Source organism: Nonomuraea mesophila, assembly GCF_004352805.1.
Lineage (GTDB): Bacteria > Actinomycetota > Actinomycetes > Streptosporangiales > Streptosporangiaceae > Nonomuraea > Nonomuraea longispora.
In genome coordinates this window covers 1-16,489 of sequence record NZ_SMLD01000111.1, presented here as the reverse complement: position 1 = coordinate 16,489, position 16,489 = coordinate 1, and the positions used below count along the sequence as shown (strand labels likewise).

The 16,489-nt window shown below is 70.7% G+C and carries 17 protein-coding genes; 9 read left to right on the top strand and 8 right to left on the bottom strand.

The features are described from left to right. Positions 1-70 precede the first annotated feature (70 nt). The 3 genes from E1295_RS32290 to E1295_RS32280 are packed head-to-tail and all read right to left on the bottom strand — an operon-like array spanning position 71 to position 3,996. Positions 71-2,050 carry a bifunctional copper resistance protein CopD/cytochrome c oxidase assembly protein gene (locus E1295_RS32290; protein WP_132636306.1) on the bottom strand — a complete coding sequence of 660 codons (1,980 nt, stop codon included), beginning with the start codon at positions 2,048-2,050 and terminating at the stop codon, positions 71-73. Next, a complete protein-coding gene (locus tag E1295_RS32285; RefSeq protein WP_132636304.1) occupies positions 2,047-2,655 on the bottom strand; it encodes a copper resistance CopC family protein in 609 nt (202 codons plus the stop codon). The genes E1295_RS32290 and E1295_RS32285 overlap by 4 nt, the downstream gene beginning before the upstream one ends. 57 nt (positions 2,656-2,712) lie before the next feature. Beyond that, a complete protein-coding gene (locus E1295_RS32280; protein ID WP_132636302.1) occupies positions 2,713-3,996 on the bottom strand; it encodes a helix-turn-helix domain-containing protein in 1,284 nt (427 codons plus the stop codon). A gap of 271 nt (positions 3,997-4,267) precedes the next feature. Between E1295_RS32280 and E1295_RS32275 the strand changes: the two genes are divergently transcribed. After that, positions 4,268-4,699, top strand: a complete 432-nt coding sequence (locus E1295_RS32275) for an AfsR/SARP family transcriptional regulator (RefSeq protein ID WP_132636300.1) — start codon at positions 4,268-4,270, stop codon at positions 4,697-4,699. Here E1295_RS32275 and E1295_RS32270 read toward each other — a convergent pair. Beyond that, positions 4,674-6,197, bottom strand: a complete 1,524-nt coding sequence (locus E1295_RS32270; RefSeq protein WP_132636298.1) for a PucR family transcriptional regulator — start codon at positions 6,195-6,197, stop codon at positions 4,674-4,676. The genes E1295_RS32275 and E1295_RS32270 overlap by 26 nt on opposite strands. Positions 6,198-6,291: 94 nt before the next feature. Here E1295_RS32270 and E1295_RS32265 point away from each other — a divergent pair, with 94 nt between their 5' ends. From E1295_RS32265 to E1295_RS32255, 3 genes are read left to right on the top strand one after another with little or no spacing between them, the layout of a single operon-like run. After that, positions 6,292-8,526 (top strand): molybdopterin cofactor-binding domain-containing protein, encoded by a 2,235-nt coding sequence (locus tag E1295_RS32265; protein WP_132636296.1) that lies wholly within the window; start codon positions 6,292-6,294, stop codon positions 8,524-8,526. Further along, positions 8,510-8,743, top strand: coding sequence for an EF-hand domain-containing protein (locus tag E1295_RS32260; RefSeq protein ID WP_132636294.1), 234 nt, complete (start codon positions 8,510-8,512; stop codon positions 8,741-8,743). The genes E1295_RS32265 and E1295_RS32260 overlap by 17 nt, the downstream gene beginning before the upstream one ends. Positions 8,744-8,802: 59 nt before the next feature. Continuing rightward, on the top strand, positions 8,803-10,182 hold the full coding sequence (locus tag E1295_RS32255; protein ID WP_132636292.1) for an NCS2 family permease: 1,380 nt from the start codon (positions 8,803-8,805) through the stop codon (positions 10,180-10,182). On the opposite strand, the gene E1295_RS32250 is transcribed toward E1295_RS32255, so the two are convergent. After that, positions 10,179-11,111 carry an excalibur calcium-binding domain-containing protein gene (locus tag E1295_RS32250; RefSeq protein WP_166427502.1) on the bottom strand — a complete coding sequence of 311 codons (933 nt, stop codon included), beginning with the start codon at positions 11,109-11,111 and terminating at the stop codon, positions 10,179-10,181. The two genes, E1295_RS32255 and E1295_RS32250, sit on opposite strands and share 4 nt — an antisense overlap. A gap of 149 nt (positions 11,112-11,260) precedes the next feature. Between E1295_RS32250 and ald the strand changes: the two genes are divergently transcribed. Further along, a complete protein-coding gene (gene ald / locus E1295_RS32245) occupies positions 11,261-12,376 on the top strand; it encodes an alanine dehydrogenase (protein ID WP_132636288.1) in 1,116 nt (371 codons plus the stop codon). A gap of 4 nt (positions 12,377-12,380) precedes the next feature. Here ald and E1295_RS32240 read toward each other — a convergent pair whose 3' ends face one another. Beyond that, positions 12,381-13,091, bottom strand: a complete 711-nt coding sequence (locus E1295_RS32240; protein WP_132636286.1) for a thioredoxin-like domain-containing protein — start codon at positions 13,089-13,091, stop codon at positions 12,381-12,383. 221 nt (positions 13,092-13,312) lie between these two features. Between E1295_RS32240 and E1295_RS32235 the strand changes: the two genes are divergently transcribed. Further along, the gene (locus E1295_RS32235) at positions 13,313-14,344 is read left to right on the top strand and encodes a tyrosine-type recombinase/integrase (RefSeq protein ID WP_132636284.1); all 1,032 of its coding nucleotides are present in this window, start codon (positions 13,313-13,315) and stop codon (positions 14,342-14,344) included. A 121-nt stretch (positions 14,345-14,465) separates the two neighbouring features. Here E1295_RS32235 and E1295_RS32230 read toward each other — a convergent pair whose 3' ends face one another. Then, positions 14,466-14,708, bottom strand: a complete 243-nt coding sequence (locus tag E1295_RS32230) for a hypothetical protein (protein WP_132636282.1) — start codon at positions 14,706-14,708, stop codon at positions 14,466-14,468. A gap of 167 nt (positions 14,709-14,875) precedes the next feature. Next, positions 14,876-15,379: a helix-turn-helix domain-containing protein gene (locus E1295_RS32225; RefSeq protein WP_132636280.1), complete on the bottom strand. Its 504-nt coding sequence runs from the start codon at positions 15,377-15,379 to the stop codon at positions 14,876-14,878. A 165-nt stretch (positions 15,380-15,544) separates the two neighbouring features. Between E1295_RS32225 and E1295_RS32220 the strand changes: the two genes are divergently transcribed. The 3 genes from E1295_RS32220 (at position 15,545) to E1295_RS32210 (ending at position 16,375) form a co-directional block, all read left to right on the top strand. Continuing rightward, positions 15,545-15,745 (top strand): helix-turn-helix domain-containing protein, encoded by a 201-nt coding sequence (locus E1295_RS32220; RefSeq protein WP_132636278.1) that lies wholly within the window; start codon positions 15,545-15,547, stop codon positions 15,743-15,745. Beyond that, positions 15,745-15,990 (top strand): hypothetical protein, encoded by a 246-nt coding sequence (locus E1295_RS32215; protein WP_132636276.1) that lies wholly within the window; start codon positions 15,745-15,747, stop codon positions 15,988-15,990. Before E1295_RS32220 ends, E1295_RS32215 begins: the two co-directional genes overlap by 1 nt. Before the next feature lie 82 nt (positions 15,991-16,072). Further along, positions 16,073-16,375 carry a hypothetical protein gene (locus E1295_RS32210; protein WP_132636274.1) on the top strand — a complete coding sequence of 101 codons (303 nt, stop codon included), beginning with the start codon at positions 16,073-16,075 and terminating at the stop codon, positions 16,373-16,375. Positions 16,376-16,489 lie beyond the last annotated feature (114 nt).

Below are 16,489 nucleotides of genomic sequence, written 5' to 3'. Positions count from 1 at the left end.
CCCCTGGAGGTCAGGCTACCCGCCGGTCGCGAAGCGTGTGCCGAGAAGACAGAAGGCCGTGGCCCAACGGTTACTCGCCTTTGTCAGCACGGTTGAGACGGGCGAGATAGGCGTTGTAGGAGTCGAGTTCCGGGTCTCCGGTTCCTCTGGAGCGATCGGCCCTGCGGTCGGTGCGCCGCGCCTGCCTGTCGTCGTCCTTGTACCACTGCGCCGCGATGGCCAGCAGCACGATCAGCGTCGGAATCTCACCGAAGCCCCAGGCGATGGCCCCGCCGTCGCGCTGCGTCTGCAGCAGCGTGTCGCCCCAGGGGCGGCCGAGCTGTTCGTACCAGCCGGAGGCGATCACCGTGCCCATCATCATCAGGGCGATGCCGAAGAACGCGTGGAACGGCATGGTGACGAAGAGCATCAGCAGCCGCCAGACGTACGGCAGCCGGTGCGGCCCCGGGTCGACGCCGACGATCACCCAGAAGAACAGGCACCCGCTGATGAGGAAGTGCAGCGTCATCGCGATGTGCCCGAGGTGCTCCTGCATGGCCGACTCGAACAGCGGCGTGAAGTAGAGCGCGTACGTCGACGTCACGAAGATGGACGTCGCCACCAGGGGGTGGGTGACGACCTTGGTGAACCGGCTGTGCAGGATCGTGGTGATCCACTCCCTCGGCCCGCGGTCGCCCCTCCTGGCCGCCGGCTTGAGCGCGCGCAAGGCCAGCGTGACGGGGCCGCCGAGCACCAGGAAGATGGGCACGACCATGGAGAGCGTCATGTGCTCGATCATGTGCACGTTGAACATGACCTTGGCGTAGCGGGCCAGCCCGCTCTGCGTGGCGAACACCAGCAGCGCCACACCGATGAACCAGGACGCCGTGCGGCCCCACGACCACGCGACACCCCGCCGCGCCAGCCGGTAGACCCCGGCGCCGTAGAGCCCGGCCAGGACCGCGGCGACCACGGCGAAGAACAGGTCGAACCACCACAGCGTGAACACGTTCGCCAGTGACAGCTCCGGCGGCACGGGGAAGCCCAGCAGCTCGAACGCCCGGTCGGCGGGCACGACGACGTCGGGGGGCCGGGTGCGCGACAGCGCCACGGCCAGCCCGACGGTGGCGAGCATGAGCAGCGTCTCGCCGCTCGCCAGCCGGGTGAACGCCCGGGGCCGGCCGGCCGCGAGGTCGGCCAGCGTACGCTGGCGGTGCCAGTAGCCCACGTAGCCGAGCAGCACGAACGCCACGATCTTGGCCACGGCCAGCAGGCCGTATTCGGACGTCCACAGGTCGGAGACCGCGCCCAGCCGGGCCACCAGGCTGAACACCCCGGACAGCCCCACGCCGACGTAGCACCACAGGGCCATCCGGGAGAACCTGGAGGCGGCCACCTCCAGCCGCGGCTGGGCGCGCAGTGCGTGGACGGTCAGCACGACGAGCCCGCCCACCCACAGGGCGAGAGCGAGCAGGTGCAGCGCGACCGACGAGGTGGCCAGGTCGTGGTTGGGAGAGGAGGCGCTGTGCCCGGTCAACGGCGCGGGCAACATCGTCACCAGCGCGAACACCAGCAGCCCCGCCGCGGCTCCGGCGGTGATGGCGCCGCGCGAGAACAGCGCGATCGCCACCCCGAACAGCACCACGAGCGTCAGCGCGACTCCCTGCGTGGTCTGGGTGGCGTAGCTGGTCAGGATGGTGCGCTCGAGGATCTGGGGCACCGTCCTGCCGATGGACTCCGCGGCCCCGAAGAGGATGGCGAGGAAGGCCGACCCCGACCACGCCAGCGCCGCCCACGAGCTGGCCTTGACGTAGTCGACGGCGCTCCCGCCGAGCACGCCCTTGTCGTTGGGCAGCAGCACGGCGGCCATGAGGAGCAGGCCGACGGTGGCGACTCCCGCCGCGTCCATGAGCAGCTTGGACAGCGGCAGCCCCCACCTGACGACGGCGCCGGCGTCAGGCAGCCCGGGAATGATCTTGGGGAAGGCGCTGCCTCCGGCGATCATGCCGATCACCAGGGCGGCGATCGCGGCCCCCGCGCCGGCGAGCGTGAGACGCGCCGCCCGGCTCATGGCTTCTTCTTCCGCGCGCTGAGCAGGAACCCGATGCCGATGCCGACGAGCGCGCCGATCACGATGATCAGCCAGACGGGGAACGTGACGTCCTGCTGCGCCGAGGCCTGGTCGGCGGGCACGCCACCGTCCGCGACGCTGCCCTCGGACGGGAGCGCGGAAGCGGCGGGCTCCGACGGCGCGGGGCTCGCGGGCGCCTGGCTCGCCGCCGTCTCCTCCTCAGCGCTGGGGGACGGCGTCCGCGCCCCCTCGACCCGGAACGGGATCTCCCCCTCGATCGGGTGCCCGTCGGAGGACACGACCCGGTAGGCGATCGTGTATTTCCCGTCGGGCAGCGGCCCCTTGACCGCCTGGCGCACGACCGCGCCGTCCAGCTCGGGCTTGCCCTGCTGGTGCTGGTCGTCGCCGGGGCCCCGTACGATCACGAACGGCATGCGCACCTTGGCGGTGAACTCGAGCTCGACCTCGTCGAGGGCCTCGACCTTGGCGCCCTTGGCCGGCGAGCTGCTCTTGAGCGCATCGTGGGCCAGGGCGGGAGCGGCGCCGGACACGAGCAGGGCGGCGGCGAGAATCGCGGCGAAGACCGCGAACGGGGATCTCTTCATGGCACCTTCAAGGCTACCGACGCCCCTGCCCGGTCCGGACTCCGATCTCTGGACCGGCTACAGGCCCGCGCAGGCCAGTGCCCGCCGGTAGGCCTCGACCGCTCCCTCGGCATCGCCCAGCTCCTCGATCGTCTCGGCCGTGGCCAGCCAGGTCGACGCGGAACGGCGGGAGTCGGGCAGCGGCGTCAGCCAGTCGCGCACGGACGCGACGTGACCGGCGGCCTCGGCGGAGCGCCCGACGGAGCCGTAGACCCTGCCGAGCAGCAGGTTGGCCTCGGCACCGAGCACGTGACCGTATTCGGGGACCAGGCCTCTGCCGATCTTGGCGTGCTCGACGGCCTTGTCGAGGTCGTCGAGCATGTATTCGGCGTAGGCCAGCTCCACGTGGACCCGGGCCTTGTCGATGGTGCTGGTCGAGGTCTGCTCGAACTCGGCGACCGTCGCGCGCAACTCGTCGCGTACGGTGGTGGCCTCGGCGGGCCGCGCCTTGAGCCGCTGCTGCAGGAGCGCGAGGCGCATCCTGGCGACGCTGCGCGGGTGGCCGTGTTCCAGCTGCACCGCCATGGCCCGCTCGGCGAAGGACAGCGCCTCCTCGTTGTGACCGGTGTTGTAGGCGACGTTGGAGGCGATCCAGTTGGCGGCCACGATCGAGCGCGGCGTGCCGAGCGCGTCGGCCGCGTTGAGCAGCTCGGCCGAGAACTGGCGGGCGCGCAGCAGGTCGCCCCGGTGCATGTAGGCCGACAGCAGCGTCGCGGCCAGCTCGACGAGCGGATCGGTCCAAGGAAGGCGGGCGCTGCCGCCCAGCATCTGCTCGCCCACCGCGACGGCCTCGGTCAGCCGCTCGCTGTCGCGGTAGGCGCGGCACAGCACCATGGCGACCTCGATGCGCCGCTCGGCGGACAGCTCCTCGTCGCGGAGCTTGAGCAGGATGGGGATCGCCTCGTCGAGCGCGCCGGCCGCCTCGTGGGCGAGGGCCAGTCCGAATTCGGTGTCTTGACGAAGTGTGGGCAACCCTGTCAGGTTGCTGTTGGCCAGCAGTTCGCGGAAGCGGGTGCGGGCCTCGGCGACCTCACCGTTCTCGAGCGCCAGGCGGGCGTAACCGAGAGCCAGCTCGATGTCCTCCATCTGCTCGGCGGTCACACCGTTGATGAGATAGGACAGCGAACAGTCCAATTTCTGGGCCAAAAGCTCCAGAACGGCAGGAGTCGGGGTACGCTTGCCACTCTCGATCAACGAGACGTAACTGTCCGACAACTCGGGATGCGCCAGCTGTGCCTGCGACAGGCCGCGTTGTCGCCGAACTGTCTTGATGCGAAGTCCAACCAGGTCAGATGTGGTCACAGTCGTCGCTCCCTGAGAAGATATAGTCCGAGCAACCCCCACATAGGCGAGGGAGAACCCCCATGCGTATGCGTATTGCCCTGTCGGCACTGGTCACTGCGATGATGGTCGCTGCAGCCCTTGCGGGCAATGCTACGGCCGCAAGTGCCGAAATGTCCCCCGTCACAGCCAATCAGGACTCAAGCGACTGCTGCTGAGGCCCTCAGGCCACAGGGGCACACCCCCGGCATCGGAAACGTGCACCGCACTGCACCTTCGACACCCGGGGACGATGAGGCACGCCATCGTCAGGTGTGCCCCTCAATTCCGCTCACAGGAGTTTCTCCAGCCCGCATCCTCCAGCCTGCTCGGCGCGGTCACCGGTGAGCGGAAGACCGAGCCCATCGAGTTCGGTCCCGCCCGGCAACAGGTCACTCTCGCACTGCTCGCCTCCGCCCTCGCCCGGCCCGTCCCGATGCACCGGCTCGTCTCCGGCATCTGGGGCGACGACGCCCCGCGCAACGCGGAGCAGAGCGTCTACACCTACATCTCCGGCCTGTGCCGCACCTTGGAGCCCTCGCGGCTGCTGCCGGGCACGTCCGCCGGATACGTCCTTCACCTCGGGCCAGGCCAGGTGGACGCGGTGCTGTTCGGCGAGCGCGTCGCCCAGGCGCACCAGGAGGAGTGGCGGCGGGTCCCTAGCCGGGCGGGCCCGTGTCTCTGAGCGCGAGGAAGAAGTCGACCCGGTCCGCCATCGCCGACAGGTCCCTGCCGGTCAGCTCCTCGATCCTGCGCACCCGGTAGCGGACGGTGTTGACGTGCACGTGCAGCCGTTCGGCGCAGGCGTTCCACGATCCGGCGCGGTCGAGGTAGACACGGAGGGTGCGCACCAGCTCCGACTGGTGGGTGCGGTCGTAGTCGAGCAGCGGCGCGAGCAGCCGGTCGGTGAACGAGCGGCGCACGTCGGCCGGCACCGTGGCCAGCAGCAGCGCGTGCGTGTAGATCTCGTCGCTGGTCACCACGCCGCCGTCGCGGGCCTCGGCCAGGCGCCTGGCGTGACCGGCCTCCTCGATCCCGCCCTTGACGGCGGCGGCGCCGGTCAGCGCGCCGCTCAGCCCGACGCAGACCCGCGTCCCCTGCAGGGCCGACAACACGTGTACGCCGGCGCGCAGCCGGTCCGCGACCTCCGAGGCGCCGCGCCCGCGCAGGGGCACCACGGCGACCGCGCCGGTCGAGCCCGCGCCCGTGGGCGTGCTCACGGCCGCGACCGCCTCACGGCCGAGCAGCTCCTCGACGACCTGGCCGCCGAGCGTGTCGGGGGCGAGCGCGTCGGGAGCGGCGGGGCCGGGGGCGGTGCTCGGCACGGTGGCGTTCACGACCGCGTACGGCTCCGCCGCGTCGATGCCGCACGTCCGCAGCCTGGCGGTCAGCTCGGGCAGGTCGGCCTCGGAGAGCGCGGCGGCGACGAGCTGCCCGACCAGGCGGCGTTCGACCCTGTGCCCCTCCTCCATCCGGCTGCGTTCGAGCGCCACACAGGCGGCCAGCTCGTAGCCGATGTCGGCCCTGCCAAGCAGGTCGCCGTCGCAGGCCAGCGCCCAGCCCGCGGCCCGGTGGCCGCGTCCGACCGCGAAGATCGTGGTGTCGCCGGCCCGTGCGGGCAGCCGGGGCGCCGTCAGGTACGCCGTGGCCAGCCGCACGGGGTCGTCGGCCGCCCCGACGATCACTTCGCCGGACGCGGACACGACGGCGCCGGTGACACCCAGTTCGGCGGCGGTCATCCGGAACAGCTCGGGCAGGCCCGCGCCCTCGGCCATGGCGGCGACGAGCCTGCGGTGGCTGCCGAGCGCGTCGCGGACGTCGCCGGACAGGCGCGGCACGACCAGTTCGGCGAGCGTACGGAAGGACACCTCGGTCGGCACCTCGACCAGCGGCAGCCCGGCGGCCTCGCAGGCGGCCACCAGGTCGCCCGGCACGTGGCCGAGCCAGGCCTGCCCGGCGCCGAGCGCGGCGACGCCGGCCTCGGTCAGCGCGGCCACGAAGCGCGCCGAGTCCCCTGGCTCGTGCCGCCACATGAGGCCGGACAGCACCAGCTCGCCGCCGCTCAGGTACCGTCCGGGCTCGGGCAGGTCGGTGATGTGCACGGTGCCGAACTCGCGGGCGGGGTCGCCGGCCAGGAGCGTGAGGCGCAGCTCCTCCATGGCCAGCAGGTCAGAAATGCGCATTTGGAGGAATATACAAGGAGGTAGGCACAACCGCTGACCGGGATTTGACGCCGGGCGCATAGGACGGAACCGGCGGCGGTGCTCTACTCGGAAGATGACGGAGACGGCGAGCACCACCACCGCAGGACAGGGCGTCGGTGAGAGCGCGCGGCGCCCGGACGCCGTGCTGAAGGTGACCGGCGAGTTCGCCTACGCCTCCGACCTGTGGCTGGACGGCATGGTGTGGGGCGTGACGCTGCGCAGCCCGCATCCGTCGGCGTGGATCCGCTCGATCGACGTGAGCCCGGCGCTGAAGATCGACGGGGTGCTGACCGTGCTGACCCACGAGGACGTCCCGGGCGTCAAGTTCTTCGGGCTGGACCGCCAGGACCAGCCGGTGCTGGCCATCGACCAGGTCCGCTACCAGGGCGAGCCGGTGGCGCTGGTGGCCGCCGACCATCCGGAGACGGCCCGCAGGGCGGCCGCGGCGATCGTGGTGGACTACGAGGTACGCGAGGCCGTCACCGACCCGCGTGAGGCGCGGGACGTCGTCCGGCACCAGCCGGTACGCCGGGGCGACACGTTCGAGGCGGAGGTCGTCGTCACCGGCGAGTACGAGGTCGGCATGCAGGACCAGGCCTTCCTCGGCCCCGAGTCGGGCCTTGCGGTGCCGGCCGAGGACGGCGGCGTCGACCTGTACATCGCCACCCAGTGGCTGCACGTGGACCGCGACCAGCTCGCCCCCTGCCTCGGCCTGCCGCACGACAAGGTACGCCTGACGTTGTCGGGCGTCGGAGGCGCGTTCGGCGCGCGCGAGGACCTGTCGATGCAGGTGCACGCCTGCATGCTGGCCCTGCGGCTGAACCGCCCGGTGAAGATCGTCTATGGCCGCGAGGAGTCGTTCTTCGGCCACGTGCACCGCCATCCGGCGCTGATGCGCTACGAGCACGGCGCCACCCGCGACGGCCGGCTCGTCTACGTCAAGGCCGACATCCTGCTGGACGGCGGCGCCTACTGCTCGTCCTCCCCCGCCGTCGTGGGCAACGCCGCCTCGCTCGGCGTGGGGCCGTACGAGGTGCCGAACGTCCGCGTGGACGCGACCGGCGTCTACACCAACAACCCGCCGTGCGGCGCGATGCGCGGGTTCGGCGCGGTGCAGGCGTGTTACGCGTACGAGTCGCAGATGGACCGGCTGGCCGAGGCGTGCGGCCTGTCGCCGGTCGAGCTCCGGGTGCGCAACGCCGTCGCGCAGGGCTCACGCCTCATCACCGGCCAGCTGATCGACGCCCCGGCCCCGCTGGCCGGGATGCTGCGCGAGCTGGAGGCCATGCCGCTGCCGGAGGCACCTCCCGTGACGGACCTGCGGACGTTGCCGGACGGGCCGCCCGCGACGGATCTGCGGGCGCTGCCGGGTGGCGTCTCGCAGACCACGCACGGCGAGGCGGTGCGCCGCGGCGTCGGCTACGGCGTCGGGATCAAGAACATCTGCTTCTCCGAGGGCTTCGACGACTACTCCACGGCCCGGGTGCGTGCCGAGCTGGTGGGCGGCGTGCCGCACGTCACCGTGCACACGGCGGCGGCCGAGGTGGGTCAGGGGCTGGTGACGCTCCAGGCCCAGATCGCGCGCACGGAGCTGGGCGTCGCCGACGTCACCGTGGCCACCGCCGACACCGCGGTCGGCTCGGCCGGCTCGTCGTCGGCCTCACGGCAGTCGTACGTCACCGGAGGCGCGGTGCGGGCGGCCTGCCAGGCCGTACGGGATCGGTTCGAGGGTTTGCCGGCGCGGGAGGCGCTGGAGAGGTCCGGGCCGATCGAGGAGACGCGCGAGTACCGGCACCGGCCCACGTACCCGATGGATCCGATCACGGGGCAGGGCGACTCGCACACCCAGCTCGCGCTGTGCGTGCACCGGGCGGTCGTGGACGTGGACGTGGAGCTGGGCCTGGTCAAGGTGGTCGAGCTGGCGGCCGTGCAGGACGTGGGCCGGGTGCTGAACCCGCAGGCGCTGGAGGGCCAGATCCACGGCGGGTCCGCGCAGGGGCTGGGGCTGGCGCTGATGGAGGAGATCCAGGTCCGCGACGGCCTCGTGCTGAACCCGTCGTTCACCGACTACCTGATTCCCACCATCCTCGACATGCCGCCCATGCAAACGAAAATCCTGGAAAATCCAGACCCTGCGGCGCCGTACGGGTTGCGCGGCGCGGGCGAGCCTCCGACCCTCTCCTCCACCCCTGCCATCGCGGCGGCGGTGCGCGCGGCGACCGGGCTCCGGTTGACTCGCGTTCCGATCAGGCCGGAAGATATCGCCTTGTGCACCGACGGGGAGGTATCTGATGACAAGCGCACATGAGGCGGCCGAGGCGGAGTTCCGGCGTTTCGACGCCGACGGCGACGGCCTGCTGACCGCCGCCGAGATCCGCCAGGCCAACGAGGCGCTGGGCGGGCAGGGCGTGTCCGAGAGCGAGATCGAGGCGTTCATCCGGTCGGCCGACAACGACGGCGACGGGAGGATCGCGCTCGACGAGTTCCTCGGCCTGGTGGGTCAGGGACGGCACCAGAAGGGGTGATCTCGTCCCCCGCCGGGTAACTCCCGGGGCATGCCCCCTTGATCGTTGAGGGGGATGGCGTGCTCGACAGGCTCTTCGAGCTCACCGGGCGGGGGACGACCGTCGGCCGTGAGGTGCGTGGTGGGGTCACGACCTTCATGGCCATGGCCTACATCATCCTGCTCAATCCGATCATCCTGGCCGGGGCCAGGGACGTCACCGGCGCCCGGCTCTCCATCGCCGAACTGACCACGTCGACCGCCCTGGCCGCCGCCGTCTCCACCCTGCTGATGGCCGTCGTCGGCAACGCCCCCTTCGGCCTGGCCGCGGGGCTCGGGCTGAACGCCGTGGTCGCCTACCAGGCCGCGCCCCACATGACGTGGGCGCAGGCCATGGGCCTGGTGGTGCTGGAGGGCCTGGTCATCATCGTGCTGGCGGTGACCGGCCTGCGCACCCTGATCATGAACGCGATCCCGCTCGCGCTCAAGCACGCCATCAGCGTGGGGATCGGGCTGTTCATCGCCCTGATCGGCCTGGTGGACGCCGGGTTCGTGGCGGCGGGCGAGGGCACGCCCGTGCAGCTCGGCGCGACCGGGCACCTCGCGGGCTGGCCGGTTGCGGTGTTCTGCTTCGGCCTGCTCCTGATGATCGTCCTGTACGTCCGCAGGACCCCGGCCGCGATCCTCGTCAGCATCGCCGTCACCGCCGTCCTCGCCATCCTGGTGAACTCGCTGGCCACCATCCCGCCGCGGGCGTGGGGCGTGGTCGCGCCGCGCGTGCCCGAGTCGCTGGTCTCGGCACCGGACTTCTCCCTCGTCGGCGCCTTCGACCTGTTCGGCGGCTTCGCCACGGCGGGGGCGCTGACGGCGACCGTCGTGCTGTTCACGCTGGTGTTGTCCGGGTTCTTCGACGCCATGGGCACGATCATCGGTGTCAGCGACGAGGCGGGGCTGATCGACGAGCGCGGGCAGGTGCCCCGGCTGGGCCGGATCCTGACCGTGGACGGCGTGGCCGGCATGGTGGGCGGCTCGGTCAGCGCCTCGGCGAACACCGTCTTCGTCGAGTCGGCCGCCGGCGTCGGCGAGGGCGCGAGGACCGGCCTGGCCAGCGTGGCGACCGGGGCGCTGCTCGGGGTGACGCTGCTGTTCACGCCGCTGGCCTCGGTGGTGCCCGCCGCGGCGGCCGCGCCCGCGCTCGTACTGGTCGGGGCGCTGATGATGACGCAGAGCAGGAACGTGCCCTGGGACGACCTCGACCTCGCCGTGCCGGCGTTCCTGACGATCGCGCTGATGCCGTTCACCTACTCGATCACGAACGGCGTGGGCGCCGGCGTGATCGTCTACACCCTCATCAAGGCGGCCAAGGGCCGCTTCCCGGAGATCCCGTTGCTGCTCTGGATCGTCTCGCTGGTCTTCCTGGCCTACTTCGCCATCGACGGGCTGGAACTGCTGTTCACCTAGCGCAGGTCGGCGCTGTTGCAGGCCACGCCGTTGCGGTCGACGTCGGTGTACCAGGCGTACTCGACGTGCCTGCCCCGGTAGTAGGGCCCGTCGCCGGCGGCCACGGCCTCCTTGCAGCTCGCGTAGCGGCGGTCGGTGGCACGCGCGGCGCCGGTCTGTGTCGTGCCGGTGCCGCCGGTCTGCGTGGTCTGCGGAAGGCCGGTGGAGGGCGGCTGGGACGGGACACCGCCGGACGTGGGACCGGTGGTCGGTCCGGTCGAGGCCTGTCCGGTGGACGTGGGTCCGGTCGGGACGGGGGCGCTCGTGGCGGGGCCGGTGGGCGCCGGGCTCGATGTGCCGCCCAGCAGGCGGGCCACCAGCGCGTCGGCCTCCTCCTTGGTGTAGCCCGCGATGCTCATGCTGTCGCCGTCCATGTGCTGCGTGACGATGGGCGCGGCCAGCACGGTCTTGGGCACCTCGGGCTTCTCGGGGGCCAGCACTACGGCGACCTGCCGCTGCTCGGGCACCTGCTCGTCGATGAGCTGGACCAGCCGCTCCTTGAACGCCGGCGCGATCGCGATGCGTACGGAGTACTGGCCGTCCTTCTCGCGCACCGGCTCGATCTTCTGCACGGCGCCGACCGTGACGCCGTCCTCCAGCAGGTAGCAGGTGGTCTGCTCGGCGTCGAGCACGGCGGGGTCGCCGGGGCAGGGCGCGGGCTTGGTCTCCCTGACGGGGGCGAAGTGGATCGGCACGGACAGCCGCGTGGGCGGCGTGCCGCCTAACAGCGGGGTGTCGGGGCTGCGGGTCATCAGGACCGCGACCGTGCCGAGCACGCCGGCCACCAGCACGACGAGGACGAGCGAGACGATCAGCACGATGGTGGTGAGCCTGCTGGCCTGCGGCTCTCCCGGGTCGTCCGCGGGGGGCGGCTCTTCGGGTGTGTCCATCGATGGCGACCTCATCCTGACGTTCGGGATGCCGGGCAGCTTATCGAGGACGAGCGACACGCAGGTAATCAGCCGAACAATCCTCACTTCTCGCCGCTACAGAAGGAAGAATGAGGGTAAATCACCATATTGGCGAAAAGGATTGTCCTATGAAGGTCGGTGTGCCCCGAGAGGTCAAGAACAGCGAATATCGCGTGGCCCTGACCCCCGCAGGCGTACACGAACTGGTACGTCACGGCCACGAGGTCCACGTCGAACGGGACGCGGGCGCCGGCTCGTCCATCCCCGACGCCGACTTCGCCGCGGCCGGCGCCACGCTGATCCCCGACGCCGACGAGCTCTGGTCCGCGGCCGACCTGGTCATGAAGGTCAAGGAGCCGATGCCGGAGGAGTACCACCGTCTGCGCAAGGGCCAGGTGCTGTTCACGTACCTGCATCTGGCCGCGAACGAGGCGTGCACGCGGGCGCTGCTCGACTCGGGCTGCACCGCGATCGCCTACGAGACCGTGCAGATGCCGGGCGGCGCACTGCCCCTGCTCGCGCCCATGTCGGAGGTCGCCGGACGGCTGGCGCCGCAGGTCGGCGCCTACCACCTCATGCGCTCGGAAGGCGGCAGGGGCGTGCTGATGGGCGGCGTCCCCGGCGTGCGGGCGGCGCACGTCGTCGTGCTCGGGGCCGGGGTGTCCGGCATGAACGCCGCGGCCGTCGCCCTCGGCATGCAGGCCGAGGTGATGCTGCTGGACAAGAACATCGACAAGCTGCGCCAGGCCGACCTGATCTATCAGGGCCACTGCCAGACGATCGCCTCCAACACGCTGGAGGTCGAGCGCGCGGTGCTGGAGGCGGACCTCGTCATCGGCGCCGTGCTGGTGCCGGGCGCGAAGGCGCCGACGCTGGTGAGCGACGACCTGGTCAGCCGGATGAAGCCGGGCTCGGTGCTGGTGGACGTCTCGATCGACCAGGGCGGCTGCTTCGCCGGCTCACGCCCGACCACGCACGAGCAGCCCACCTACCGGGTGCACGACTCGATCTTCTACTGCGTGGCCAACATGCCCGGCGCCGTGCCGCACACCTCGACGTTCGCGCTCACCAACGTCACGCTGCCGTACGCGCTGGCCATCGCCGACCTCGGCTGGCGACGGGCCATGCGCGAGGACCCCGCGCTGGCGCTCGGCCTGAGCGCCCACGAGGGCCGGCTGACCAGCCGGCCGGTGGCAGCGGCGCACGGGCTGGAGTGCGCACCGCTGGAGGACGTGCTCGCCTGAGCCCTTACTGCTGGGACTCGCTGGGCGCCGGTGTCGCGCTCTCCATCGGCGACTGCTGCTGACCCGTGGGCTCGGGCGGCAGTGGCGCCTGGTCGGCCGTGGTGGTGACGGCGGCCTCACCGCCGCAGGTGGCGCCGAGCTCGGGAGTGTCGGGCCCGTTCTGGTATTTCTTGATGAACGCCCCGAGCTTCGGGTCGTTGGCGTCGGTCAGCTTGAGCTGGTGGCCCCACGACGAGACGACGATCGGCGACGGCAGGCCGGGGAACGGGCTCACCAGCATGTAGTCCTGCTGGCCCGTGGAGGAGGCGACCTGCGTCAGCGCGTCGAGCTGCGGCTTGGGCAGGTCGGGCCGGTAGGTGATCCAGATCGCGCCGTGTTCCAGCGAGTGCACCGCGTGCTCGCTGTGGATCGGCTTGTCGTAGATCGCGCACTGCTGCCAGTTGTTGTGGTGCTGGCCGCCCACCGGCGGCGTCTCCTTGTAGGTGACCTTGCTCCACACGTGCTGGCCGCCTTCGTACTGGGCGCTGGTCACCGCGTCCAGTGAGGTCTCGCGGGCCTGTTTGACGAGGTAGAAGCCCACCACACCGACGAGCACCACGATGATGAGACCTCCGGTGCCCCACATGAGCAGCGCTGTGCGGCGCTGTTTGCGCCGCTGCTCGGCCCGCATCCTCTGCAGATGCTCGCGCCTCGCCTGCGCCTTCTCCTTGGCCATCGTTCCTCCATCGGCGTACCAAACTCCGGTCACCCTATGCCCTCCGGGCGTATGCGGGTATTAAGACGTGGGCACGACGCCCCACAAACCAGCGGATTCGGATCGTAGCCGCAGGTCGGCAGCCGAACGTTAGGAACGTACCGATTTGGACCCGGTTGCACACCGGTCAGACACCGTTTAATCGGCCCGCGCCCCTCGACCACCACCACCAGGAGGAAGCCGTGGGCAACGTCGTCGAGTTCGCACCCCGCGAACGCCACTCAACCCCCCGCCGCACCCGCCGTGCCCGCATCACCATGCCCGCAGGCGCGCCGCTCGCCGGCCTCATCGACTCGTGGCGGCTCGCCCTCGAGTCCGCGGACAAGGCGCCCAACACAATCGCCCTCTACATGCGGGCCGCCCGCCGGTTCGTGACGTTCCTCGACGAGCAGGACATGCCCGGCGACGTCGAGAGCGTCGCCGCCGAGCACGTACGCGCGTTTCTGGTGCACGAGCGCCAGCGCGTCACCGCCCAGCAGAAGCACGAGAACGCCGCAGACGACCACGAGCGTGACCGCGCGGGCGTGGCGACTGCCCGGGCCGCGCACCTCTACCTCGGCGTGTGGTTCAACTGGTTGATTGCCGAGGGCGAGCGCACCACGGTGTCGCCCGTGCTGCGCGCCGACCGACCGAACATGCCCACCAAGGTGCGTCCGTACCTCTCCCTCGATCAGGTGTCCGCGCTGCTCGACGCCTGCCGCGGCGCCGACTACGAAGCGCGGCGAGACTCCGCCATCATCCGCGTTCTGTTCGATACCGGCATGCGCGTGTCCGGCCTGTGCGGCTTGCGCCTTGACGATGTAGATCTGCGCGAGCGACGTCTACGCATCGTGCTCAAGGGCGGCGCCGAACACTGGTCGCCGATCGGCGCCAAGACGGCGCAGGCGATCGACCGCTACCTACGGGTGCGCGCTGGCCATCCCCGCGCGGCCGGGCCGTGGCTGTGGCTCGGGCTGCGCGGCCGGTACAGCAAGACGGGCGTGCAAGACATGCTCAAGCTGCGCGGCGAGCAGGCCGGCGTCGACGGCGTGCATCCGCACCGGTTCCGGCGGTCGGCGGCTCACGAGCTGCTCGCCGCGGGCGCCGACTCCGACGCGGTGCGGCGCGTGCTCGGGTGGCGGTCGGAAACGATGGTGCGCTACTACACCGAGGAACTCGCCGACGAGCGGGCCCGGGCCGCGCATGCGCGGTTCTCGCCGGGCGACCGCGTGTAGCACATGGAACGACCCCGGGCCCGTCGAGGGGCTCGGGGTCGTTCCACGCCTGGTCGCCCATAGCATTGGCCGTTTCGTGTCGAGGGTGTGAGGGTGCCCGAGCACGGCCGATGGTGCTGTATCAGTGATCGATATGGGCGTACTCTCGTTGCCTCTGGTCATGACGGCCATGGCGGTACCCGATGCGGTATTCAAGGCAGTTGCGGTGCAGCAGCCACGCGATCGTCACCGCGATCGTGATACCGAGCAAGAGCCGCTGACTGGCCGGCCACGGCTCCATGATCGCTATGCGTATTGCGATCACGTAGAGCACGTTGACGACCCACAACGCCGTTGTTGTCGAGGTCAGCAGCATTGAACGCATGGGCAGGGCCCCCTTTGGGTGGTGCTACGGGACTTTTCCTATCTCCCCCACGGGATGGTGCATGTTGTTGCGCCGATATATGGCATCACACGCGAATGGAAATTGAAAGCCCAACTACCCCGGTGGCCCCAACTGTGGTCAAACGTGACATTCGCAGTCAGATTGGATCAATCTTGCGTGTCGTCATCCTCGCCGCGCACGGCATCGCGGACCAGCGCGGCGAACTTCCGGTTGGCTTCCTCGGCTTCCCGCACGGCCGCGACGGCGATCCGTTCGAGCCGCTCGCGCTCGGCCGCCCGAACCTGCTCAAGCAGGGCGCGCCGGGCCGGCGGCAGCTTCGCGAGTAGGTCGTCGGTGTCGTCTTCGCCGGTCACGGCGTGGTCTACAGCGGGCATCGGGGCAGTGATGGCGTCATGCAGACCGCGTTTCATGGGTGAGGAAAGGAGCCCGGCGTCCCCGAGCAGTTCGTGACGGGGAAGCCCGAACGCATCGGCAATAGCGTTCACCGTCTCGGGGCGCGGCGCACGTCTTGCCGTGCGCCATCGCGACACGGTGGATCGATCAACACCGGATCGTTTTTCCAGCTCAAGCGTGGTCCACCCGCGGGCGTTTCGCTCGCGTTCAACTCGCTCCCACAGGCGGCGTGCGGGGGGAAGACCGCGTTCCGTCATGTTGCAAGTTGTAGCACAAGCAGTTGCACCGTAAAGCCCTCGATCCCCAACATGCGCCACCCGGCAGGAAACTGTGGCGACATGGTGCGAGTTGTTGCATATTTCTGGTGCGCGTTGTAGCGTCTTGTCGCATCACACGCACCAACTTGCAACAGCGAGAGACAGATGCCCCGACCTGAATACCTCAGCATCGCCGAAACATGCGAACGGCTCGACCGCACCCGGTGGACGGTCGCCCGCCTGATCAAGTCCGGTCAGCTCGTCGCCCGCAAGCGCGGCACCGCGCCCAACGCGCGGGTGCTGATCGACCCCGACAGTGTGACCGCGTACAAGCGGCGGCAGTCCGCGCTCAGGGCTGTGCGCTGATGTCCGCCCGGCACCGCATCGCCGCCGACATTTCGTGGGCCCGCACCGCCAACCGCACCGAACGCACCGATAAGGCCCGTGCGTCGTCGCCCGGGTCGCTCGCGTACTGGATCGCCGACGCCCGCGCCCGCGGCATCCGCGAGCAGGACGTCGAGGCCGCCGCCCGCAACGCCTACCGCGCCCACATGCGAGACAAGGCGCTGCGCGCTGTCGAGGCGCGGCGAGCTCGAGCGGCCGCCCGCTGAACGCGCGGCGGGCCCGGCCATTGCCCGGCCGGACCCGGTAACCCGCGCACTCCACCACCACCAGAAGGGAGACGCGAGTCTCATGGAAGACCCTACGCCCGACGCCATCCGGGAACGGCAGCGTGCCGTCACAGCCGTGCTGCTAGCGCTGCTCGACCGCCCCTTGCCCGTGCTCCACTGGTCGACATCTGCCGTGGACGGCACCACGTCGGGGCAAGCCGACAACATCGCCGAGGTGCGCGCGTGGGCCGACGTGATCAGCCACGGCACCGCTTCAAAAGCGCGACACGGCGATTACCTCGAGGCGCACGGCGTCGACGAGTTCGAGGGCATCCGCGTGTGGGCACCCATGCCCAAGCGCGCAGAGCGCGGTGACGCCGCATGACGCGTCTACTCGCCCGCATCCTGCACCCCCGCGCCCACCGCGACCAGCTCGACGAGCAGGCCGCCGCCGACGCCGCCGCATGGCTCGCCCCCCTCACCTCCCCCACCGTCGACC